Raw genomic sequence first — 24,450 nt, forward strand, 5'->3', positions numbered from 1 at the left:
GTAACTAGTATATATTATATAAAAATTTGAATACTGGTTTTAAAGGGGAGTGAAAAACATCTAATTATAATTCTTAACAAAAACTCCTAATAAAACTATAAAAGAATATTTGATAAAAATGAGCAACTGCAAAACTATACATATTTGCAAATGGAACACCATTAATTGCAAGAAGCATACCGGATTAAGGAGGTTGTTATGAAAAAAACGAGGAAAATAATAACATATACTTTAATAATGTTAAGCTTAATTATTTTATATTCAGGTAATACATACGCAGCAAAGAAAGTGAAAAACATACAGAGTTATGTATGGGTTAAAGATAAAATCGTTATAGGTAAGGCAAACAGAGCAAGCTTAAAACAATACGGATTTTATACTGTTTATAGTAAAAAAAATAAACTGGAAAGCAGCAATCCTAAAATAGCAACAGTCAACAAGTATGGGTTGGTAAAGGGCAAAAAAACAGGAACTGTGGTAATCACAAAATATAAAACTGATAAACAAGGAAGAAAAATCATTCTGAAAAAGTGTAAGGTTACAATAAAGAAAAAAATACCGATAGATGATAAATTTACTTATACAGTGAAAACTGATGAGACAGGGGCAGATTATATAAGTGATTTAAGATACATTGGATGTGAGACAGATGTTACAATTCCGGCTTATATTAACGGAATACCAGTAAAAAAATTAGATGATTCAGTATTTCTTACAAGCAAGAAATCCAAAGATAAGTTTAGTGGAATAAGTGTATCGGAAGATATTGAAAAATTATATATTGAGGATGGGATTACATGCGTACAGTGTATAGTATGGCCGTTGGAAAATATAAAAGAAATCAGATTACCGGAGACATTAGAAACATTAGATGGTTTAAAATTTGGAGGATGTGGAAAATTAAAAAAATTAAATTTTGAAGTTATATACAGATTTGGAATAATTCCTGACGGAATGTTTTCATCAGCATTAGATCTCGATAAGCCATTAGTTATTCCGGGAAATGTAAAAACAATAGGCAGATATGCGTTTGATGGAGCAGGAGTAAAAAAAGTAATATTAGAGGAAGGCGTAGAAATAATTGATCAGGGAGCATTTTCATCTTCTGATGTAACAAAGATAGAAATTCCTGAATCCATGAAAATTATAGGTGAATTGGCATTTCAGAACTGTAAATTAAAAACCGTAACTATTAAGTCAGGGGATATACGTGTTGGCACTACAGCTTTTGATAAAAATGTAAAAGTTATTTACAAATAAAAATAGTGATAAAAATACAAAATCCTATGTATAATTTATAAAAGATTGTGCATAGGATTTTTGCCAATTGTGAGAAGGTTAAATGCATATAATGTACGAAATAATCATAATGGCAAAATGGTATTTGACTATGAAAAAATTTATTAAGTGTGTAGCGGTAGCAATTATATTTACAGAAGCATTTTTTGTTGGTGTAGGAATAGGGGTGGTAAAAGACAGAATTATATCAAAGAAAAGCGTAACTGTAGCAAATGCAGGCGATTGGGGATTAGGATTTGGTGCTGAAGGAACAAAACCAACAGGAACGGAATCAGCAGATACTCTAAAAGAATATGATGCTTATTATATGGCGCAGAGTGATGAAAAAATATTGTATTTAACATTCGATTGTGGATACGAAAATGGAAATACTCCGGCGATATTAAAGGCATTGAAAAAACACAAAGTACCGGCAACTTTTTTTGTAGTAGGGCATTTCATAAATGAAAACGAAGATTTGATAAAACAAATGGTAAAAGAGGGCCATAACGTAGGAAATCATACATTTAATCATCCGAATGTTATAGGAATGTCAGAAGAACAATTTGGAAAAGAACTTTCAATGGTGTCTGATAAATTTAAAGAAATAACAGGAAAAGAGATGACTAAATTTTATAGGGCTCCTCAGGGAAAATTGAGTTTTGATAATTTGAAAATGGCACAGAAATTAGGATATAAAACATTTTTCTGGAGTCTTGCATATGTAGATTGGAATACGGATGCACAGCCTACTAAGGAAGAAGCATTTAGTAAACTATTGACAAGAGTACATCCCGGAGCAATTGTTCTTCTCCATAACACATCATCAACGAATGGAGAAATATTAGATGAATTACTAGAAAAATGGGAAGACATGGGATACAAATTTGGAAAGTTACAGGATATAAAGTAAATTAAAAGATAACAGAGGAGGAAACGACAATGAAAAAAAGATTTTTTATAATGTTGTTTTTATGTATGATGGTTCCGTGTATTCCTATAAATGCAGGAACAGGTACTAAATATGATAAAGAATATACAATTGAAAAAGGAAATATGAGATTTGAAGGCTCTATATTAGATAAAAAGAAAAGTTATAAGATTGTTACAGAAAATAAAAAAATCGTTAGTGCAACAAAAAGTAGTGAAAACGTGATTATAAAGGGAAAGAAAAAAGGAAGTACTTACATAACGATTTACGTTAAAAGGCAGGGAAAGTATAAAAAATATAATACAATAAAGGTTACGGTAAAAAATAAAATACCTATGAAAAGACAGTATAAATATATTATCTGCAACGAAAATGGAGATGAATATGTAAGTCTTGTTAAGTACAAATGTGATAATTCTAAAGTAAATATTCCTGAATTTATTGAAGGAAAAGTAGTGAAAAAAATAGAAAAGAACTGTTTTAGAATATTAGATGAGAAAACAAAGGTTAATCAATATATAACATCAGTAAATATAGGTAATGGAGTAGAAATAATAGGGAAAAGTGCATTTGGGAAATTGCATCAGTTAAAAGAAGTAACTTTACCAAATGGATTAAGAAAGATGGAAGATAGCGTTTTTATTGAGGATTCAAATTTGAAAAAAGTAAACAATATTGAGTTTATTTATAATTTGGGGTATGTTCCTCTATATACTTTTTGGAGATGTAGCAGTTTTTCACAAAGTATAATTATTCCGTCATACGTAAAAGAAATAGAAGATGGAGCTTTTTGCGGAACCGGAGTTAGTAATTTAGAAATAAAAGAAGGAACAGAAAAAATAGGATCACATGCTTTTGCCCAAATGAAATTAAATGTTGTGGTCTTACCTAAAAGTGTTAAAGAAATAGGAAGTGTGGCGTTTGCAGGTAATCCAATCGATACGGTAGTAATCAAATCTAAAGATACAAAATATGATGACATGACTTTTAGAAGCACAAAAATTGGTTTGCCAAATATATATGAAATATGGAAAATACCAACAGACTAATCGTTGTTCATAATGGAATAATGTGGTATATTTTAATAGCCGATAACCTAATGAAGGGACAATGTATATTTAGGAGGAGATATAATGAATAAACCAATATTGAACATAGTAATACCATGTTATAATGAGGAAGAGGTTTTACCAATTACAAGTAAACTTTTCTTAGATAAAATATATGAACTTATTAAAATTGGATATATTGATGATAAAAGCAGAGTGTTATTTGTAAATGATGGAAGTAAAGATAAGACTTGGGATATAATAAAGCAATTATCAAAGGAAGATGAACATTATCAGGGAATTTGCCAGAGCAGAAACAGGGGCCATCAGAATGCAGTATTGGCTGGAATGATGTATTCTATTGATAAGTGCGATATGATTATATCAATTGACTGCGATGGACAGGATGATATAAATGCAATGAATGAAATGATAGAAGAATATCAGAATGGTTGTGAGATTGTATATGGTGTCAGAAGTAAGAGAGATACAGATACAGTATTTAAGAGAGCAACTGCACAGGGATTTTATAAGTTCCTTAAATGGATGGGCGTAGAAACTGTATACAATCATGCTGATTACAGACTTGTATCGAATAGAGTTCTTAAAGAATTTAAGAATTTTAAAGAGGTAAATATTTTCTTAAGAGGAATGTTCCCATTAGTAGGGTTTAAAAGTACAAGTGTATTTTATGAAAGAAATGAAAGAATTGCAGGAGACAGTCATTATCCGTTATCAAAGATGTTGGCATTAGCGATTGATGGAATAACAAGTCTTTCAATTAAGCCAATCAGATTAATAACATCGCTTGGAATGTTCGTTTCAATAATAAGTTTTATTGGAGTAATATGGACGTTGATTGTACATTTCATAGGTAATGGCGTTGCAGGATGGGCAAGTATGACAAGCATAATATGTTTTTTAGGCGGTGTACAGCTTATAAGTGTGGGAATTCTTGGCGAATATATAGGAAAGATATATATGGAAGTTAAGGCAAGACCAAGATATATAATTAGTGAGACAACAGAAGAAGATAAATGATGAAATAACAACCTTTTTGTCTAAGGGAAGGAGAAAATGTAACAATATACAGATTCTCAACATAAATTCTCTATGACAGGAAGGTTGTTATAATTTTGTCACTATGATATAATTGTAGGCGATTTTATCGTGGATATTATTACTCAAATTTAGGAGAGTTATATGTTAAATAATGAAAAAATAAGCATAATGACAAAATTAGCATTATATGAACAGAAGAATGCTAAATCAGAGATAAAATATAGTAAATATTATAGAAGCGACTATTTGGCAATTAAGATGATTAAATCATTTGTTGCCGTAACGATTGCCTATGCACTGATGTTGGCTTTATGGCTTATGTTTAGTGCTGATGCATTTATTGGAAGATTAAAGACAACGAATTCATTTATGGCAGTAGTGATTTTAATTGTAATGTTTTATATTTTAATTACGGTTGTATATATGATATTTACATATATTTATTATTCAAAGAAATTTTCTGCCATTAGAGAGAATCTTAATAAATATAATGGAGAATTAAAAGTATTACATAAGATTCAGGAAGAAGAATATGACGCTATTATAAATAGCATGGAAGAGAGAGGTGAGGAATAGTGACAGGTTTTTTAGTTTTAAAGGATAAGATAGTAAATTTTTATAATGAACATGGAGCTTTGGTAAGACCTGTTATTAAGTTCTTAGTTACATTTGTTGCCTTTACTCTTATAAATAGTCATATAGGATATTTAGAGATACTAGATAACCGGCTTATGTTGTTAGTGGCAGCAATAGTACTTTCATTTGTACCATGGTCATTAATTGTAGTTGTATTTTCAGGTATGGTGATTGTTAATTTGTATGCTTTGACGTTAGAAATTGCAGCGGTAGTATTGGTATTAATGATAATAATGTTCTTATTATTTTTTAGATTTTCATCAAGAGATGGGATATTTATATTACTTATACCTATAGCATTCTACCTGAGAGTTCCATATGTCATACCTATTGTGGCAGGATTAATGTGTTCGCCTGCATCAATAGTATCAGTATCATTTGGAACAATAGTTTATTATATTTTAAATGTAGTTGAAACAAATGAAACAGCGATAAGTAATATATCGTCCGATAAAGCTTCTACAGCAGGAATCGGAACAGTAGTTTCCATGATAACAGGAAATAAAGAAATGATATTAACTGTTGTTGTTTTTGCTATAGTATTATTAATTGTTTATGCGATTAGAAGAAAGTCAATTGACCACGCTTGGATGAAAGCAATATTAATAGGTGGAACAGTTGAATTTGTAGCGTTACTTGTAGGAAGTTTAATATTAAACACAAAAGTTTCAATATTATGGCTTGTTATAGGAACAGCCTTGTCATTGGTAATCGCAGTTATTTTACAATTCTTTGTATTTTCTGTGGATTATACAAGAGTTGAACATACACAGTTTGAAGATGATGAGTATTATTATTACGTAAAAGCAGTTCCTAAGCTTAATGTTGCGGAACCGGAGATGAATGTAAAACGTATTAATGCCCAAAGACAACACAATAAAAATAAAATTAAGAAAAAGAGCAATAAAAATTAACATTTGTACGTTAATGTAATGAGAGAGGAGTGATAAAATGAGCATATTAAAAGAATATTTAGGAATTTTTTCTGACAAATATTTGACAATGCCTAAGATTTATGCAAGTGATATTGTGGAAATATTTATTATTGCTGTTCTTGTATATTACATTATGATATGGTTCCAAAGAAGCAGGGCATGGACTTTGTTTAAGGGAATTATAGTTATTGTACTGTTTATGTTTGCGGCAGTACTGTTTAACCTTACGACCATATTATGGATAGCAGATAAGACGTTAAGTGTTGGAATTATAGCAATTATAATTATTTTCCAGCCTGAACTTAGAAAGGCATTAGAGGAATTAGGTAAGAAAAATGTCATTTCCAGATATTTTAAATTTGGAAGTAATACAGGCGATGATAGATTTAGTGACAGATCAATTGAAGAAATTGTGAGAGCTACAGTCGACCTTGCTAAAGTAAAAACAGGAGCCTTAATTGTAATTGCAAAAGATCAGGATTTGACTGAATACGAGGAAACAGGAATAAGACTTGATGCAGATATAAGCAGACAGTTGTTCATTAATATATTTGAAAAGAATACTCCGCTTCATGATGGAGCAGTAATTATTGATGGTGATAAAATCACAGCAGCTACTTGTTATCTGCCTTTGTCAAACAGCACATCTTTGAGTAAAGATTTAGGTACAAGACACAGAGCCGGAGTTGGTATCAGTGAAGTATCTGACAGTGTTGTTGTAATTGTATCTGAAGAAACAGGAAGTATTTCTATTGCAAGAGATGGAAAACTTATTCGATATGCAGATGCAGCAACTTTGAAAAATGAACTTAAAAAAGTTCAGGCGAAGGAAGAAGTAAAGAGCAAAAAGAAGAAAGGGTGGAGGCGCAATGAAGTCAGTGACGAAAAAACTGAGAGAATCAATAACAAATAATATTATGTTAAAAATTGCGGCTGTTTTTATCGCGGCACTTATATGGCTTGCCGTTGTAAACTTAAGTGACCCGACTAAAACAATAACAATATATGGAATCCCAATAAATTTGACAGATGAGGAAGCCATTACAGACCAGAATAAAGTATATAAAGTTGACCAGAGATTAACATTAAATGTTACTATAACCGGAAAGAGATCCGTAATTTCAGAGTTGAGTTCAGATGATTTTACGGCTGTTGCACCATTAGATGAAATTTCAGTTGCCAATTCAGTTCAGGTAGAAGTTTCAGCTAATAAGAAAAATGTAGAAAATAAGATTTCAATTGTTAATCAGTCAGTAAAGGCAGTTTCAGTAGATGTTGAAGATTTAGTGGACGAGCAGTATCCTGTGGAAGTAGAAATTACAGGAGAACTTGCAAAGGGATATTATTTAGGAGGGTATAGCAACTCAAGAAATAATATTATTGTAACGGCACCGGAATCAGTACAGCATAAGATTGACAAAGCAAAAGTTATTGTAGATGTTTCTAATGCAAGCCAGAGTTTTGAAGAAAAATATAAAATTAAATTATATGATGAAAATGGAAATACAATTAAAAACACTAATGTAACTAAGAACTATAATAAGACAAAAGTAAGTATTGAAGTATTAAAGGGAAATACAATTCCTGTAGATGTTGAATATAGTGGTAAACCGGCAAAGGGATATGAAGTTACAGGGGTAGAATTTGAACCACAAAAAGTTACGCTTGTTGGTAAGCACAGTCTGATAGATTCACTAGAATCAATCAAAGTTCCGAAAGAGGATATCTCTGTTGATGGAGCAAAAGATACGGTTAACGTCGAAGTAAATCTTAATAAGTATTTACCGGATGGTGTAAGCGTGTCAGATTCGGCAAATGCTATTGCAACAATAACAGTTAAAGTTGAAAAGTTGGAAACAAAAAAATTTCAAATAAACAAAAGTGACATATCATTACAGAATATTGAAAGCGGATATATTGCAGAAATTTCCAGTGACTCAATTAGTGTATCGCTTACAGGGCTTAAGTCTGAACTTGATAAAGTTACACCAGATGATATTAAAGCAGTTGTAAATTTAAAAGGTATTAATTCAAATAAAACAGTTGATGTTTCTTTGACGGTACCTAATAATACAACATTAAAGAACAAAGTGTCTGTAAAGGTAAAAGTTACGAAGAAGTAAATGGAGGACTTGATTATGAGTACTATATTAGTAACCGGAGGAGCAGGATTTATTGGAAGTCATACATGTGTTGAATTATTAAATTCAGGATATGATGTAGTTGTTTTAGATAATTTGTCTAACTCATCAGAAGAATCCTTAAGAAGAGTTCAGAAGATTACAGGAAAAAGCCTGAAATTTTATGAAGGAGATATTGCTGACAAAGAATTAGTAGGTAAGATTTTAGATGAAAATAAGATTTTTGCAGTAATTCATTTTGCAGGATTAAAGGCAGTAGGAGAATCTGTTGCAAAACCATTAGAATATTACAGAAATAATATTTCAGGTACATTAGATATGTGCGATGTGATGAGAAACAAAGGGGTAAAGAATATTGTATTCAGTTCATCAGCTACAGTATACGGTGACCCGGCTACAGTACCTATTACTGAAGATTTCCCACTTTCAGCAACAAATCCATACGGAAGAACAAAACTTATGCAGGAAGAAATCTTTAGAGATTTCTATGTCGCTGATAAAGAATGGAACATTCTTTTATTAAGATATTTCAATCCAATTGGAGCACATAAGAGTGGAGAAATTGGAGAAGATCCTAACGGAATTCCAAACAACCTTATGCCATACATTGCAAAGGTGGCAACAGGTCAGCTCCCAAAGGTAAACGTATTTGGCAATGATTATCCTACAAAAGATGGTACGGGCGTAAGAGATTATATTCATGTAGTTGATTTGGCAAAGGGACATGTAAAGGCAATTCAGAAATTAGAAAAATGTCCTGATATAGGTGTTAAGGCATATAATTTAGGAACAGGAATCGGATATAGTGTATTAGATGTTATTGAGAACTTCAGCAAGGCCTGTGGAAAACAGATTCCTTACGAAATAACAGAAAGAAGACCTGGAGATATTGCAGAATGTTATGCAAATGCATCCCTTGCAAAAGAAGAGTTAGGATGGGAAGCAGAATATGGAATCAAGGAAATGTGTGAAGATACATGGAATTGGCAAAAGAAAAACCCTAATGGATATAAGGGAGTATAATATTGGAGAATACAAATGAGTTCAAAAAATAAAACAAAGCAGCAGAAGTTAAAGACTTTATCAAGATTAAAGAAGGTCCTGATATTTTTTGAAGCACTGTTTGCAGTATGTGTTATTTTAATGGGCACGGTAATGTTTGTGCCAGCTGTAAAAGGAGCAATTGTTGAAGGACTTACAAAAACACCGGTAGGACAAAATATAATAAAATTGTTCGGAAGCAAATCTTATGATAAAAGTGTATTTGATGGTGATTTTAACAAGAATCAAGTAGAAACAAATAATCTTCAATACAATTATTCTGAAGAATATACTAATTTTATTTTATTTGGAATTGATTCACGAACAAGTCAGTTTGACGAGGGTACAAACAGTGATTCAATGGTAATTGTAAGTGTTCACAATACTACAGGTGAAGTAAAGATGGTGTCTATTTATAGAGATACATTTTTGAGAATATATAATAGCGATGGAACATATAAATATTTCAAAGTAAATTCAGCATATTCAGTTGGTGGTGCTGAAGGAGCTATTAATACTTTAAATAAAAATTTGGATTTACAGCTTACAGATTACGTTACTGTTAATTTTGCCGGTGTAGCAAAGATAATAGATACTCTTGGTGGAATTAAAGTTAATCTTACAGATGATGAGGTTAATCAGCTTAATCATCATATGAAGAGTACAATCAGTACTACAGGAGAATATGCAAAGCCTATAGCCAAAAGTGGAAAGAACATAAAGCTGAATGGTATTCAGGCCACTACATATTGTAGAATCCGTAAGGCAACATTTTATGATCCGGACACTGGTAAAGCCATAAGGGATGACTTTGGAAGAGCTGCACGTCAGCGTTCTGTTATTATGAAATTAGTAGACAGAGCTAAAAAAGCAAGTGTAAGTGAACTTCAGCAGATGATAAACACTGTTTTAGATGGAAATACAAAGAAAGAAAAGATAATTTCTACAAGTTTTGATTTTGATCAGATAGTAGGAATGTTACCAATCATTTTTGATTTTTCATTGAGTGGAAGTGAAGGATTCCCATCAGAACTTACAACAGGAACAATAGATAATACAAGTTATGTTTTACCGCAGGGGTTAAGCCAGAATGTAACAGCATTGCATGAATTCCTTTATGGAGAAGAAAATTATCAGCCAACTTCAACTGTTGAAGAAATAGACAGTAGTATTGTCAGCCAGACAGGTGTTTCTTCAAGTTCTACAGGTTATAATCCTACAGAGATGGGTGGAACAAGTACAGATGAAGAGGAATCGCAGACAGAAGAGTATTATGATTACGATGATGGTGGCGATACAGAATTTCATTAAAGAAATATAAAAAATAGCTGAGAAGTATTTTAGAGAGCAAATGTGTAACTATTTACTTTTCGGCTATTTTTATGAGCAAGCCCATGTGGCTTAGACTTTTAGACTTTGGTATCAAAAATTGCTGTGATTTCAAAACTTTTTAACAAAGGGAACACAAAAACATCACAAATTAAAACTAAACTGTTACTTGTAATAAAGATAGACGTTACAAAGAATGTGTACAGAAAGGGGAAAGCAATATGTACGATGAAGAAAATAATGTTAACAGCAACCAGACAGAGGAAACTGTAAACGATAATCAAAATAGTAACAATGAAACAAATGGTAACGTAAACGGAAATAGTGAACAAAGTGACTCATATTATAATAGTGGCAACACAAACAACAATGGTCAGGGTTCATATTACAATAGTGGAAATAATTCATATTATAATCAGAGTAATAATTCGAACAACGGATATGATAATTCAAATTCAGGATATAACAATTACAATAATGGTTATAATAACTATAATGATAACAACAAAAAGCCAAAAAAGAATAAGACTGCAATTTTAATTTCATGTATAGCAGGTGTGGTTGTTGTTTTAGCTGTAGGAGTTTCGTTAATAACAAGTTCTATTGCTGGAAAAGGTAATAATACAAATAACATTTTATCATCAGATAACAGCAGCAAAAAGACAACAACAGCAGATAATAAAGATATTCCTAGTGTCGGCTCAACAGATGTTATTGAAGATACAAATTCAGGCTCAGATGGAAAAGTTGTAATAACAGATGTATCTGATGTTGTTTCAGACGTTATGAATTCAGTTGTAGCTATTACAAATACTACATTAGTTCAATCAAATTATTATGATAATTTTAGTTATTTCTATGGTTATGGTTTTGGAAATAATGATGGAAATAACAATGGACAGTCATATGAAGAACAGTCAGCAGGTTCAGGAATTATCGTAGAACAGACAGACACAGAATTGCTTGTAGTTACAAATAACCACGTAGTAGAGGGCGCAGATTCATTATCAATTCAGTTTGTAGATGGTGAATCAGTTGAAGGTAGTGTAAAAGGTACAGATACAAAGGCAGATGTTGCTGTAGTAGCAATTAAATTATCAGATATTAAGGAATCAACTTTAAAAACAATTAAGAAAGCAACACTTGGGAATTCAGATGAAGTAACAGTAGGTGAAGGTGTAATTGCAATTGGTAATGCATTAGGATATGGTCAGTCAGTTACATCAGGAATTATTAGTGCAAAAGATAGAGAAGTAACATTTGATAATAACAATACAATGAAATTACTTCAGACAGATGCGGCAATTAATGGTGGTAACAGTGGTGGAGCTTTAATTAATGCAAAAGGTGAAGTAATCGGAATTAACGTAGCTAAATATTCATCAAGTTCTACATCTTCATCAGCAAGCGTAGAAGGAATGGGATTTGCAATTCCAATTTCATCAGTAACAGATATTATTAATAATTTGGAACAGAGAGAAACAAGATCAAAGGTTTCATCAGATGAAAAAGGATATCTTGGAATCCAGGGATATAGTGTAACATCGGATGCAGTAGAACAGTATTCAATGCCGGAAGGTGTTTATGTATACGCAGTAACAGACGGTGCGGCAGCAGCAAAAGCCGGAATCGTAGCAACAGATGTAATCGTAGGATTTGACGGTCAGACAGTAAATTCAATGGATGATTTACAGAGTATATTGGAATACTATAAAGCTGGAGAAACAGTTACTGTAAAAGTCGCATACAGAGACGGAAGAGATTATAAAGAAAAAGATGTAAGCTTAACATTAAGTTCTTCAAGCGAAGCAGGAGCAAATGAACAGACAACAAAATAATATATAGACTATAAAGAGTGAATAAGAAGCCTATAGATTTGTTTTAAAACAATTCTATGGGCTTTTTGGTGTCGTTTATTCAAAGAAATTGCCATAGCATATGGTTTTGTGATAATATGTTACAAGATTTAAAAGAATCAGATATATAATGCCTGAGTCAAAAGGGCTAACCCCACATGAACTTGCTCATAAGTGGGTGAAAGACCTTAGGACCCGCGCCAATATGAGCAAAAAGCGGGAAGACTATCCCACGATATGCGAATGTTGGGTAGAATCAAAGTTGGGGTGCCCCTGAAATTATATAAAGTACTATGGTGATAACTGAAAGGAAAACAGCATGGATAAAGAATTTGAAACAAAAGAAGATATGAATATAAAAGAAAACAAAGAAATCATTAATGATAAAGAAACGACAGATGAATCATTAGACAATACTAATGAAACAAAAAAAGACTATATAAAAAAAGAAGACACAACTTCAACAGACAAAGATGATAATGAAGATGAATATGAAAAAATTTGTTATGTCTGCAGAAGACCTGAGAGCCGTGCAGGAAAGATGGTATCAATGCCGGGAAACATCTATGTATGTACAGATTGTTTGCAGAGAAGTTTTGATACAATGAATGATGGATTAGCAGGATTCCCGGGATTTGGCGGATTAAATGGTATGAATGTGAACATAAGTGAAGAGGATTTGGAAAAATTATTAAAAATGCCTAATGTAAGAATGGTTACAAGTGATGATTTTAATAGAGAAATTCCAAAAAATCAGAAATTAAAGAAAAAGAAAAAAACAGAAGAAAAAGAAGTTAAGACTATAGATTTGGCAAATTTGCCTGCTCCACATAAAATTAAAGAGCAGTTAGACGAATATGTGGTAGGTCAGGACTATGCTAAAAAAGTAATGTCAGTAGGTGTTTATAATCACTATAAGAGAGTTGCTAACACGATACAGGATGATGTTGAAATTGAAAAGTCAAACATGCTTATGATAGGACCTACAGGTTGTGGTAAAACATTTCTTGTAAAGACATTGGCAAAAATATTAGATGTGCCTTTGGCAATCGCAGATGCAACATCATTAACTGAGGCAGGATATATTGGTGATGATATAGAAAGTGTACTTTCTAAATTGTTGGCAGCAGCAGATAATGATGTAGAAAGAGCTGAGACAGGAATTGTATTTATTGATGAAATTGACAAATTAGCAAAGAAACAGAATTCAACAAATAGAGATGTAAGCGGAGAATCTGTTCAGCAGGGATTGTTAAAATTGCTAGAAGGCAGTGAAGTTGAGGTGCCGGTTGGAGCAACAAGTAAAAATGCAATGGTGCCTTTAGCAACAGTAAACACAAAGAATATATTATTTATATGTGGCGGTGCATTTCCGGGATTGGAAGATATTATTAAGGAACGTCTTAACAAGCAGGCAACAATAGGTTTTATGTCTGATTTGAAAGACAAATATGATAAAGATGCTAAAATATTATCTAAAGTAATAAATGAAGATTTGAGAAAATTTGGTATGATACCGGAATTCATTGGACGTCTTCCAATAATATTTACATTGGAAGGTTTGACAGAAGAAATGCTTGTAAAAATACTTACAGAGCCCAAAAATGCTATAATTAAACAGTACAAAAAGTTGCTGGCTATAGATGAAGTAGATTTAAGATTTACAGAAGATGCATTAAAAGAAATAGCTGCAAGAGCGATAAATAAAAATACAGGAGCAAGAGCTTTGCGGTCTATTATTGAGGACTTCATGCTAGACATTATGTACGAAATTCCAAAAGATGATAATATTGGAACAGTTACTGTGACAAAGGAATGCATAGAAAAGAAAGGTGCTCCTATAATCAGATTCAGAGGACAGGAATTACTTGAACAAAATGATTAGATTTTAGTCTGACTAATGATAAAGTCGTTTTATTAACGAACGAATTACCTAAATGATAAATTTATAGGCATAATATTAAAATGATTTATTTTATTAAGTTTATTTTAATAATTATGCAATAAAAATAAATGTTTGATAGTTTATTATATGATGGGTAGGATTGTGAGAGTGTAAATTTAGAACAATCTGCAACCCATATGTTAATATAAGCAAAACATAGGGACATGAGAGGAAAACGGTAGGAGATGTTATTGTGAAAAATATATATTCTGTTTTTAAAAACATAATAAATGGTCAGGATAGCTTAGAATGGGCGTTAGATTTAAATGATGATGATTTAAATGACAAAGAAAATGAAAGAAAAGAAGAAGTATTTAAAGTAATTAAATCAGACATAGAAAAACTTCCTAACAGGGGAATAAAAGGGAAACCATTAGTTTCCATAATAATTGTCAATAGAGAAACTGAAAAACTTGAAGAGCTAATAGAATCTTTGCAAAAATGCAAATTTTATGACAATTATGAAATTATTATCGTTGATGCATTATCAGATGGACATTTGACAGAATGTGTTGAAAAATGGAAAAAGAAAATGGCCTTAACAGTTGTTAATAATAAAAAGAAAATAACAACTTCTATGATGAATAATGCCGGCGTAAAGAAAGCAAAGGGTGAATACTTTGTATTTCTTGATAATAATGTAATTGTTTCAGACAGATGGCTAGATGAATTGCTATATGCTTATCAGAATTTACCGCAGGCAGGTATTGTGTCGGGAAGATTAATATATCCTGCAATGCCAAAAGATAATAAAAATAGTGGCAATAGTTTCTGTATTCAAAGTACAGGAATAGAAATTAAAGACTCAATTTTTGAAGATGCATATTTTATGCAACCATTTGATGTGGATAATAAAAAAGAAATATGTGAAGCGGATAAAGAAATAAAAGAGAGAGCAGCAGTGTCAGGGGCGATGATGTTAGTGAGCAGAGAAGTGTTCAATGAAATCGGACCTTTTGACAGAAAATATAATTTAGGCTACGAAAGTACAGATTTATGCCTTCATGGATTTTACAAAGGGTATAAGAATTATTATATTCCTACATCTAATGCTTTTTTCTGTGATACGGAAAATAAGTTGTATGATGATGAAACAAAGGACTTAAAGCGTATAAGAAAGAATGTAAAGGTATTTAAATGCGTATGGCAGAGCTATTTGCTAAGACAGGTTATTAAGGATAAAATAGAAGAAAATAATATTTTTACAAAAAATCCATTAAAGATTACAATAATAGAACCTGAAAATGATGAAAAGTGTAGAGATTTAGGCGAATCATTAAGTGATAAAGGTTATGATGTAGAATATTTAGAAGCAGAGAAATTACCTCATGCAGTAGGAATCTATACTGATGTCATTGTAGATGGAACAAATAATACAGAGAGCTCTGATTATACAGATACAAGAGATAGTGTTATAATAGTTCCTATAGAAAAATTTGATAAATTAGATGTTGATAAATTTAAGGATTTAGTATATGAAATTAATGATTATGTTGATCCAAAGGGAATAGACATATGTGGATCAATGCCAAATACAGAAGCGATTTATAATTGGGGAGATTATCATTATGCATTAGCACTTGCTAAATCTTTAGAGAAACTCGGTTATCATTGCACTGTTAAGACAAGAGATGAATGGTATGAGAGAAGTCGTAATGCGTATTCAATTGTTCTTAGAGGAAAATATGCATGCTATCCTAAGATAGAACAGAAGTATTCAATTATGTGGAATATTTCACACCCTGACAGAGTAAAAGTAGAAGAGTATAATTGTTTTGATATGGTTTATGCAGCTTCTGATGTAATTGAAAAACAGTTAAAGGAAAAAATAAAAGTTCCGGTAAAAACACTTATGCAGTGTACTGATCCGGAAGTTATGACTAATGTTAATGAAGAGGCAGAAAAGAAATACGAGCTTTTATTTGTTGGAAATTCAAGAAATGTATTTAGAACAATACTTAAAGATTTACTTCCTACAGAACATAAACTTACAGTTTATGGAGATGGATGGGATGAATTTCCTGTTAAAGATTATGTAGAAGCGAAGTATATGCCTAATGAGCAGGTTGGACAGGCTTATCACGATGCAAAAATATTATTAAATGACCATTGGGATGACATGAAGGATAATGGTATAATATCTAATCGTATATTTGATGCATTGGCAGCAGGGGCATTTATAATTAGTGATGATATGCCACAACTTCATAAATACTTTGAAGGTTGTCTGGTGACTTATAGAGACAGGGAAGATTTGAAAAATAAGATTGATTATTATTTGACTCATGAAGATGAGAGAAAAGAAATTGTAGGGAAAGGTAAAAAGATTGTATTAAGAAATCATACATTTGATGCGAGAGCAAAAGAAATCAGTTATGATTTGGAAAATAAAAAGGAGTAGGATTTTGAGTAAAATAGCAATAGCCGGAACAGGATATGTAGGATTATCAAATGCAGTTTTGTTAGCACAACATAATGACGTAGTAGCTGTAGATGTGATTGAAGAAAAAGTTAATATGATTAATAATAAGAAATCACCTATTGTAGATAAAGAAATTCAGGAATTCCTTACAGAAAAGAAATTAAATTTAAAAGCTACACTAGATGGTGAAAACGCTTATAAAGATGCTGAATTTGTCATTGTGTCAACACCTACAAATTATGACCCGGATAAAAATTATTTTGATACTTCATCAGTTGAACAGGTAATTGAACTCGTTCTTAAAGTAAATAAAGATGCTATAATTGTAATTAAATCAACAGTGCCTGTAGGATATACAGAGAGTGTCAGAAAAAAATATGATACGGAAAATATAATTTTTTCACCGGAATTTTTGCGTGAAGGAAGAGCATTATATGACAATTTGTATCCTTCAAGAATAATAGTTGGTGCACCTGATGATAATGAAAAAATAAAACAAGCTGCACACACATTTGCAAAACTTCTTGTGGAAGGAGCATTAAAGGAAAATATAGACGTTTTGTTTACAAAACCTACAGAAGCAGAGGCTGTTAAATTATTTGCTAACACATATTTAGCACTTAGAGTATCATTCTTTAATGAACTTGATACTTATGCTGAGGTTAGGGGACTTGACACAAAACAAATTATAGAGGGAATCGGACTTGACCCAAGAATCGGAAATTATTATAACAATCCGTCATTTGGATATGGTGGATATTGTCTGCCAAAAGATACAAAACAGCTTTTGGCAAATTATGAGAATGTCCCTAATAACATTATTGGAGCAATAGTAGAAGCAAATAACACAAGGAAAGATTTTATTGCAGAACAAATACTTAAAAAAGCAGGATTTCCACAGAACCAGAATGGCGTTGTAGGAATTTACAGGTTGACAATGAAGGCAAATTCTGATAATTTCAGACAGTCATCTATTCAAGGTGTTATGAAACGAATAAAGGCAAAAGGACTTAAAGTCGTTATATATGAACCTACGCTAAAAGAAGAAACATTCTTTAACAGTGAGGTAATAAAAGACGTTAATGAATTTAAAGAAAAATGTGACGTTATAGTTGCAAATAGATTTAATAATGATCTTGAGGATGTTTTAGATAAGGTTTATACAAGAGATTTGTATTTCAGAGATTAAGTGGTAGTATTTAAATTAAAGGAGAAAGATGCATGAAGAAATTGGTAATTATTCCTGCATATAATGAAAAGGACAGTATTGTAAATACTGTAAAAGATATTAAAGACAATGCACAGGGTTTTGATTATATTGTTGTAAATGATTGCTCAACAGATAATACTTATGATGTATGTGTAGAGAATGGATTAAAGGTAATTAATCTTCCATTGAATTTGGGAATTGGTGGAGCTGTACAGACCGGATATTTATATGCGTTTCAGAATGGATATGATATAGCAGTACAGTTTGATGGAGATGGACAACATGATGCAGCATACCTAAATGAGATGGCAGATTATCTTGTGAAAAATGAATGTGATATGGTAATCGGTTCAAGATTTATTGAAAAAGAAGGATTTCAGTCATCGTTTATCAGAAGAGTAGGAATAAAATATTTCACATTTTTAATTCATTTGCTTACAGGAAAGACAATAACAGACCCTACTTCAGGTATGAGAATGTGTAACAGAAGAACAATTGAAATGTTTGCTAAAGAATATCCTATAGATTATCCGGAACCGGAAAGTACGGTTCGTCTTATAAGACATAAGAGAAAGATTGAAGAAGTTCCGGTAATTATGAGAGAGAGAGCAGAAGGCGTTTCATCACTTTCATCAGTTAGACATTCGGTATACTATATGATAAAAGTATCCATAGCAATTTTGGTTGAGAAGTGGAGGTAGAATATGACAATTCGTTTACAGATTGTAATGACAGTAGTATTTTTATTGTTGTTTTGCATTATATATAATATGGTCAGAAAGAGAAAACTTGATTTAAAATTATCATTGCCATGGTTTATTGTGTTAATAGGACTTATAATTTTAGTCTGGATTCCTGATGCAATAGCAAAAATATCAGATTTAATGGGAGTATATTCTCCTGTAAATATGATTTTCTTATGTGGATTTGTATTTGCATTAATTTTAATATTTGTACTTACAACAACAGTTTCAAGATTAGCTGTTCGAGTAAGAAAGTTAACACAGATGGTAGGAATATTAAATAAAAAATTAGATTCAATAGAAAAAAATGAATTAAAATAATAAATAAAATTAATCACAATAAAAAGAATTCGTGTTGGTATATGCTGATGTGAATTCTTTTTTTCTTTCCGCCAAGTGTGAAAGAAGAAATTGTTTCTTGCCAGGCATGGGAAATCAAAGTTTATAACCGAACGGTGAGTGTGGTCACTATCTGATATTTTTTTATTGAGTAAAAATAAAAAATAGCTTTTGTGAAATATACAATAGATTGAATTTTAAAGAGAAAATAATCATATACTTTATAAAATAATATTGGAGAGGAAGATGACCAAAGCCATTAGGCAATGGCATCAGAAAATATGATGAGTGAATGTGCGGAAAGAATTATATCGGAAGATTATGCTGATTTTATAATAGAGATTGGATTTAGGGAAAATGAAGCACGGCAGGAATATAAAGATTTGTGCATACAGGATATAGGGTATAAATTTTCCGCCATATATTATCCATTATCTGAAATAAATCCGATAAGTGTGGGTGAGGATACATATATTGCAATTCCCAAACTTTTTGGACTTATGGATACGTCTGCAGTCGAAGCAACGGGAGCATTGCGACTGCAAAGAGTAAGAGGCACATCTTTAACAGGAAATGGTGTAATAGTTGGTTTTATAGATACCGGAATTGATTATACAAATGACATATTTAAAAATGTTACGGGTAGGACGAGAATTTTATCTATATGGGATCAAAGTGATCAGAGTGGAACTCACCCGAAAGGAATAGAATTTGGGAGTGAGTATACAAGGGAAGATATTGACAGGGCATTGCAAAGTGAAAATCCGTATTCGATTGTTCCAACTAAAGATACACAGGGGCACGGAACATTTATGGCAGGAGTGGCATGTGGAAGTGAGGATGTGGAAAATAATTTTATTGGTGCAGCAAATGAAAGTCAGATTGCGGTTGTAAAATTAAAAAAGGCAAAGAAATATCTTAGGGATTTCTATCTCATAGAGGAAAATGTTCAGGATGTATATCAGGAAAATGATATTATGCAGGCAGTGACATATTTGAGAAATCTGTCAAGAAGAGAAAGCAAACCACTTGTTTTGGTTTTAGGTTTAGGTACAGGAAGTGGTCAAAGGTCCGGAGGTTCAGCTTTATCCCAACAATTAAATGATTTGGGTGAAATGATTGGATGTTGCGTAGTTACTTGCGCAGGAAATGAAGGAAATGCAAGACTTCATTATAAAGGCAGCGTGTTAAATAAAGAATATGAAGATGTAGAACTTAGGGTGGGCGAAGGAACAAATGGATTTACAATGGAACTTTGGGGAAATTCACCGGATATAATATCGGTTGCTTTTATTTCGCCTTCGGGAGAAATGATATCAAGGATTCCGGCAAGAGTAGGGCAAAGTGATACGGTAGAATTTTTGCTTGAAAAAAGTAAAATAGATATCAGTTATAGTCTTGTTGAAGCAGGCGGTGGTGTTGAACTAATATTTATGAGATTTATAGACCCTACGCCCGGAGTGTGGATAATCAGGGTATATGGAAATAATATATTAGAAGGTGATTACAATATCTGGCTTCCCATAAAGCAATTTATAGACAAAGAAACATATTTCTTAAAACCAAATCCTGATATAACTTTGACAGTTCCTTCGACAACTCAGGCTACAATAACGGTAGCGGCATATGATAATATGACAAATGCGTTATTTACAGATTCAAGCAGAGGTTTTACCAGAACAAATGAAATTAAGCCGGATATTACTGCGCCTGGTGTAAATGTCTATGGACCCGGAATAAACAATAATTATGTGCGAAAGTCAGGAACATCGGTTGCAGCAGCTTTAGTTGCAGGAAACTGTGCACAACTTATGCAGTGGGGAATAGTGGAAAAAAATGAAACTCAAATGAAAACAAATTATATAAAAAACTTTTTAATAAGAGGGGCAATAAGGGATAGAAACATAGTTTATCCATCTAAAGAATGGGGATATGGTAAAGTAAATGTATATGAAGCCTTTAGCATACTTAGAAATAAATAATAAAGTGTACTAATTCTCATCACCCATAGAATAAAGTGTACTAACTGTTCTCTCCCATTGATTTTTTTATAAATATATATTAAAATAAAGCAGTTAAAGACATAGCACATTGTGCCAGAATTTACATTAGTGAAGGAGAGAACGATGAAATTATCAAAATTAGTTGGCGACAGATTTAAAGAAAGACCTGCAAATTGTCAGATTGACAGTCATGCACTTATGGTTAGAGGAGGCTATATTAAAAATGTAGCAAATGGAATTTATTCACAGTTTCCGCCGATGAAGAGAATTTCACAGAAAATAGAAGCAATTATCAGAGACGAAATGGATAAGATTGATGGACAGGAAGTTTTATTCCCTGTTGCATTACCGGGTAGTCTTTGGGAAGAATCAGGAAGATATGAAAGTGTAGGTTCAGAACTCTTAAGATTTACAGACAGAACAGGAAGTAAGATGGTTCTTGGAATGACACACGAAGAAGCATCAGTTCAGTTAGTAAGAGAATACGCTAACAGCTATGCAAAATATCCATTTATGATTTATCAGATACAGACAAAATTCCGTGATGAGGCAAGACCTAGAGCAGGACTTATCCGTGTACGTGAATTTACAATGAAAGATGCATATTCATTCCATACATCACAGGAGGATTTGGAACAGTACTATCACAAGTGCTATGATGCATACTGCAGAATTTTTGCAAGATGCGGAATTCCTGAAGTAGCAGTTGTAAAATCTGATTCAGGTATGATGGGTGGAAATATTTCTCATGAATATATGCTTCTTACACCGGCAGGGGAAGATTCAATAGCAATTTGTCCTGAATGTGGATACAGTGCAAATGTAGAAGCAGCAGAATCAATTGTAGAAAATGAAAACAAACTTCCAAAAGAAGAATTGAAGGAAGTTCCAACACCTCATGCAGGAACAATAGAAGAACTTTGTGATTTCTTAAAAATACCTGCAGAAAATACTGCAAAGGCTGTTGTATATCAGAGAAATGAAGATGACACATTTGTTGTTGCGTTTATAAGAGGAGATTTAGATATAAATGAAGCTAAACTTACAAAGGTAGTAGGTTGTGACATTCATCCGGCTGATATTGTTGATGACAGTGTATTAACAGCAGGATTTATCGGACCTGTTGGTATTTCTGATAAAGTAACTGTGTTCTTTGACAGTTCATTAAAAGGAATTGATTATCTTGTAACAGGTGCTAATAAAGTTGACACTCATTATACAGGATTTAATGTTGAAAGAGACTGTGGAGATGTTGAATATTATGATTTGGCAAAAATTGCCGAAGGTGGAATCTGCCCACAGTGTGGAAAGAAAACAATTACAATTTCAAGAGGAATTGAAGTTGGTAATATATTCCAGTTAGGAACAAAGTATTCAAAGGCTATGAACTTTACATATACTGATGAAAATGGAGAAACACAGTATCCTATTATGGGATGCTATGGTATTGGTGTAGGTCGTATGGCAGCTTCAATTTGCGAAGTAAGACATGATGACTTCGGACCAATCTGGCCAATTACAATTGCTCCATGGCAGGTACACATTTGTTGCTTAAGAAGTGATGATGAAGAATGTAAGGCTTATGCAGATAATTTATATGAAACACTTCAGAATAAAGGCATTGAAGTAATATATGATGACAGAAAAGCAAGACCGGGAGCTATGTTCGCAGATGCCGATTTACTCGGAGTTCCTGTACGTGTTGTAGTAAGTCCAAGAAATATGGGAGAAGGTGTTGTAGAAATCTCAACAAGAGATAAGAGCATTCAGCAGAAGACACCTACAGCTGATGCAGTAACAGAGGTTGAAAACATTATTGCACAGTTAAAAGAACAGATTTATTCACATGTAAAATAGCATTGAGAAATGTAACTTGATTGTTAGTAATTAAAAAGGTTAGAATGATGTATAACATCATTTTAACCTTTTTTATATTATAGCTACTATGCTACATTTTACTTTTTTTATTGTGAATTAATATAGTTGATGATACAATAAATTTAAAATAAATGATAAATTGTATTGTGAAAAACATTAATAAATGACTTAATCTCTGAACAGAACCAGATTGATGTATCAGATAGAATCTGACATTTCAATATGATGTTGTTTGGGGATTTTTTTACAGGAGAATGTAATGAAATTCTAATGGTTGAGGAAGGAACAATGATGAATTTTAAAGAAAAATGTGAGCTGTTGACATATCTACAAGAAAAATCATACGTGGAAGATTTTGATGAAAAAGATTATAGTATATTAAGTGAATTATCTTATGATGAAGATGCCTATATTAGAGCTGTTGTTGCAGAAACTCTAGTAGAGTCTAGTGATGAAAAAGGCGAACAGATATTGTTACGATTAACTAAAGACCATGATTGGCTGGTAAGGACAGATGCATGTGATTCATTGTGCATAAGTGAATCTGTTGATACATATAATCTGTTAAAAGAAATTGCAAAGAAAGATACAAGTGGTTTGGTGCGGGGATATGCAATATTGTCATTAGAAAATATTGCAAATAGAATTAATAGGGAAAATGAGTTGATTGAATTTTTGGAAGAAAGGATAATAAAGGAAAAAGTTCAGTTTACAAGAATAAATACATATACTGCTTTATATAAATTGGGACGAGAGAAATATTTGAAAAATTTATTATCTATGTTTAATTCAAAAAAATATGAGAATAGACATTCGGTAGTTGAAAGTTTACATGAAATTTTTGATGATAGCAATAAAAATGAGATTATTACAGCCTTATTAGAGCATAAGAAAGTTGAAACAGCGGGGTCAGTAATTTATAGAATTAATGATATAATTGAGGAAATATTCTTAATTGATTTAAAGGAAAAGTCAGATGAGAAAGGCATTGATGAGAAAGATTTTTGTAGATTGAAAGAGATTTCAGTCGAGGGAAGTTGTAATAATAGAGGTTTCGCTGCTAGAGTATTAGTTAATTCGAATTTGAAAGAAGGAGAAAAAATATTGCAACGATTAGCTCATGATAATGATCTATTTGTGAGAATGGAAGCATGTGATTCATTATGTAATGGTAAATCCTTAAAAACCTATAAATTACTAAAGAATATAGGAGAAAAAGATACAAGTGGTTTGGTACGAGGATATGCAATAGCATCATTGGGAGATGTAGCGATTGAGATAAATCAGCAGCATGATTTAATTGAATTTTTGAAATGTAGATTGTTAAATGAAAAAGTTGAGTTTGCGAGAATATATATATTTAGTGTTTTATATAGTTTAGGTATAGAAGAATATTTAGCGAATTTATTATCAATGTTAAATTCAAAAAGATATCAAAACAGACAGACAGTAGTTGAAAACTTAAGTGAAATTGTAAATGATAGTAATAAAGAAGTGATACGTACAACATTAATTGAACATAAGAAAATTGAGACTAAATGTTCAGTTATTTCTGAAATTAATGAAGTACTTGAACAGATAGAAAGAGATTGGGATGAATAAAACAAGAAGTTATTATTTGGCAACGGTAATCTGTTTTGGTGGTCTTTTCC

General features: G+C 32.0%; 19 protein-coding genes. All 19 read left to right on the plus strand.

What is annotated here, in order from left to right:
- The first annotated feature begins 198 nt into the window (after positions 1-198).
- The 19 genes from N5B56_RS03430 (at position 199) to N5B56_RS03520 (ending at position 24,400) form a co-directional block, all read left to right on the plus strand.
- Entirely contained in the window at positions 199-1,260 is a 1,062-nt protein-coding gene (locus tag N5B56_RS03430) for a leucine-rich repeat domain-containing protein (RefSeq protein ID WP_260978393.1), read from the plus strand.
- 91 nt (positions 1,261-1,351) lie between these two features.
- Positions 1,352-2,191, plus strand: coding sequence for a polysaccharide deacetylase family protein (locus N5B56_RS03435; protein ID WP_346432187.1), 840 nt, complete (start codon positions 1,352-1,354; stop codon positions 2,189-2,191).
- Between the two features lie 29 nt (positions 2,192-2,220).
- Positions 2,221-3,258: a leucine-rich repeat domain-containing protein gene (locus tag N5B56_RS03440; protein WP_117908644.1), complete on the plus strand. Its 1,038-nt coding sequence runs from the start codon at positions 2,221-2,223 to the stop codon at positions 3,256-3,258.
- An 84-nt stretch (positions 3,259-3,342) separates the two neighbouring features.
- Positions 3,343-4,299 (plus strand): glycosyltransferase family 2 protein, encoded by a 957-nt coding sequence (locus tag N5B56_RS03445; protein WP_022089679.1) that lies wholly within the window; start codon positions 3,343-3,345, stop codon positions 4,297-4,299.
- A gap of 162 nt (positions 4,300-4,461) precedes the next feature.
- On the plus strand, positions 4,462-4,896 hold the full coding sequence (locus tag N5B56_RS03450) for a hypothetical protein (protein WP_022089680.1): 435 nt from the start codon (positions 4,462-4,464) through the stop codon (positions 4,894-4,896).
- Positions 4,896-5,870, plus strand: a complete 975-nt coding sequence (locus tag N5B56_RS03455) for a hypothetical protein (RefSeq protein ID WP_260978394.1) — start codon at positions 4,896-4,898, stop codon at positions 5,868-5,870. Before N5B56_RS03450 ends, N5B56_RS03455 begins: the two co-directional genes overlap by 1 nt.
- A gap of 37 nt (positions 5,871-5,907) precedes the next feature.
- Positions 5,908-6,804, plus strand: a complete 897-nt coding sequence (cdaA, locus tag N5B56_RS03460) for a diadenylate cyclase CdaA (protein WP_147585528.1) — start codon at positions 5,908-5,910, stop codon at positions 6,802-6,804.
- Positions 6,761-8,014 carry a CdaR family protein gene (locus N5B56_RS03465; RefSeq protein WP_022089683.1) on the plus strand — a complete coding sequence of 418 codons (1,254 nt, stop codon included), beginning with the start codon at positions 6,761-6,763 and terminating at the stop codon, positions 8,012-8,014. Before cdaA ends, N5B56_RS03465 begins: the two co-directional genes overlap by 44 nt.
- Positions 8,015-8,029: 15 nt before the next feature.
- A complete protein-coding gene (galE, locus tag N5B56_RS03470; RefSeq protein ID WP_022089684.1) occupies positions 8,030-9,055 on the plus strand; it encodes a UDP-glucose 4-epimerase GalE in 1,026 nt (341 codons plus the stop codon).
- Between the two features lie 15 nt (positions 9,056-9,070).
- Positions 9,071-10,384: an LCP family protein gene (locus N5B56_RS03475; protein WP_260978395.1), complete on the plus strand. Its 1,314-nt coding sequence runs from the start codon at positions 9,071-9,073 to the stop codon at positions 10,382-10,384.
- A 239-nt stretch (positions 10,385-10,623) separates the two neighbouring features.
- Positions 10,624-12,240 carry a S1C family serine protease gene (locus N5B56_RS03480; protein ID WP_260978396.1) on the plus strand — a complete coding sequence of 539 codons (1,617 nt, stop codon included), beginning with the start codon at positions 10,624-10,626 and terminating at the stop codon, positions 12,238-12,240.
- 337 nt (positions 12,241-12,577) lie between these two features.
- Positions 12,578-14,143 (plus strand): ATP-dependent Clp protease ATP-binding subunit ClpX, encoded by a 1,566-nt coding sequence (clpX, locus tag N5B56_RS03485; RefSeq protein WP_117908654.1) that lies wholly within the window; start codon positions 12,578-12,580, stop codon positions 14,141-14,143.
- A 253-nt stretch (positions 14,144-14,396) separates the two neighbouring features.
- Entirely contained in the window at positions 14,397-16,604 is a 2,208-nt protein-coding gene (locus N5B56_RS03490; RefSeq protein ID WP_260978397.1) for a glycosyltransferase family protein, read from the plus strand.
- A 4-nt stretch (positions 16,605-16,608) separates the two neighbouring features.
- A complete protein-coding gene (locus N5B56_RS03495; RefSeq protein ID WP_243053238.1) occupies positions 16,609-17,814 on the plus strand; it encodes a nucleotide sugar dehydrogenase in 1,206 nt (401 codons plus the stop codon).
- Positions 17,815-17,846: 32 nt separating this feature from the next.
- The gene (locus N5B56_RS03500; RefSeq protein WP_022089690.1) at positions 17,847-18,536 is read left to right on the plus strand and encodes a glycosyltransferase family 2 protein; all 690 of its coding nucleotides are present in this window, start codon (positions 17,847-17,849) and stop codon (positions 18,534-18,536) included.
- Between the two features lie 3 nt (positions 18,537-18,539).
- A complete protein-coding gene (locus tag N5B56_RS03505; RefSeq protein ID WP_022089691.1) occupies positions 18,540-18,899 on the plus strand; it encodes a DUF2304 domain-containing protein in 360 nt (119 codons plus the stop codon).
- 284 nt (positions 18,900-19,183) lie between these two features.
- Positions 19,184-20,899, plus strand: coding sequence for a S8 family peptidase (locus N5B56_RS03510; protein ID WP_260978398.1), 1,716 nt, complete (start codon positions 19,184-19,186; stop codon positions 20,897-20,899).
- Positions 20,900-21,043: 144 nt separating this feature from the next.
- Positions 21,044-22,777 carry a proline--tRNA ligase gene (locus N5B56_RS03515; RefSeq protein ID WP_118565381.1) on the plus strand — a complete coding sequence of 578 codons (1,734 nt, stop codon included), beginning with the start codon at positions 21,044-21,046 and terminating at the stop codon, positions 22,775-22,777.
- A 309-nt stretch (positions 22,778-23,086) separates the two neighbouring features.
- Positions 23,087-24,400 (plus strand): HEAT repeat domain-containing protein, encoded by a 1,314-nt coding sequence (locus N5B56_RS03520; RefSeq protein WP_260978399.1) that lies wholly within the window; start codon positions 23,087-23,089, stop codon positions 24,398-24,400.
- Positions 24,401-24,450 lie beyond the last annotated feature (50 nt).

It is taken from the genome of Eubacterium album (assembly GCF_025336545.1).
GTDB lineage: Bacteria > Bacillota > Clostridia > Lachnospirales > Lachnospiraceae > Eubacterium_U > Eubacterium_U album.

Excerpts from the sequence above, each read along its gene's own strand:
- clpX (WP_117908654.1), top strand. The coding sequence starts at position 12,578 with ATGGATAAAGAATTTGAAACAAAAGAAGATATGAATATAAAAGAAAAC.
- N5B56_RS03480 (WP_260978396.1), top strand. The coding sequence starts at position 10,624 with ATGTACGATGAAGAAAATAATGTTAACAGCAACCAGACAGAGGAAACT.
- N5B56_RS03430 (WP_260978393.1), top strand. The coding sequence starts at position 199 with ATGAAAAAAACGAGGAAAATAATAACATATACTTTAATAATGTTAAGC.
- N5B56_RS03465 (WP_022089683.1), top strand. The coding sequence starts at position 6,761 with ATGAAGTCAGTGACGAAAAAACTGAGAGAATCAATAACAAATAATATT.
- N5B56_RS03475 (WP_260978395.1), top strand. The coding sequence starts at position 9,071 with ATGAGTTCAAAAAATAAAACAAAGCAGCAGAAGTTAAAGACTTTATCA.
- cdaA (WP_147585528.1), top strand. The coding sequence starts at position 5,908 with ATGAGCATATTAAAAGAATATTTAGGAATTTTTTCTGACAAATATTTG.
- N5B56_RS03440 (WP_117908644.1), top strand. The coding sequence starts at position 2,221 with ATGAAAAAAAGATTTTTTATAATGTTGTTTTTATGTATGATGGTTCCG.
- N5B56_RS03500 (WP_022089690.1), top strand. The coding sequence starts at position 17,847 with ATGAAGAAATTGGTAATTATTCCTGCATATAATGAAAAGGACAGTATT.
- N5B56_RS03520 (WP_260978399.1), top strand. The coding sequence starts at position 23,087 with ATGATGAATTTTAAAGAAAAATGTGAGCTGTTGACATATCTACAAGAA.
- N5B56_RS03445 (WP_022089679.1), top strand. The coding sequence starts at position 3,343 with ATGAATAAACCAATATTGAACATAGTAATACCATGTTATAATGAGGAA.
- N5B56_RS03505 (WP_022089691.1), top strand. The coding sequence starts at position 18,540 with ATGACAATTCGTTTACAGATTGTAATGACAGTAGTATTTTTATTGTTG.
- N5B56_RS03435 (WP_346432187.1), top strand. The coding sequence starts at position 1,352 with ATGTACGAAATAATCATAATGGCAAAATGGTATTTGACTATGAAAAAA.
- N5B56_RS03450 (WP_022089680.1), top strand. The coding sequence starts at position 4,462 with ATGTTAAATAATGAAAAAATAAGCATAATGACAAAATTAGCATTATAT.
- N5B56_RS03510 (WP_260978398.1), top strand. The coding sequence starts at position 19,184 with ATGGCATCAGAAAATATGATGAGTGAATGTGCGGAAAGAATTATATCG.
- galE (WP_022089684.1), top strand. The coding sequence starts at position 8,030 with ATGAGTACTATATTAGTAACCGGAGGAGCAGGATTTATTGGAAGTCAT.
- N5B56_RS03515 (WP_118565381.1), top strand. The coding sequence starts at position 21,044 with ATGAAATTATCAAAATTAGTTGGCGACAGATTTAAAGAAAGACCTGCA.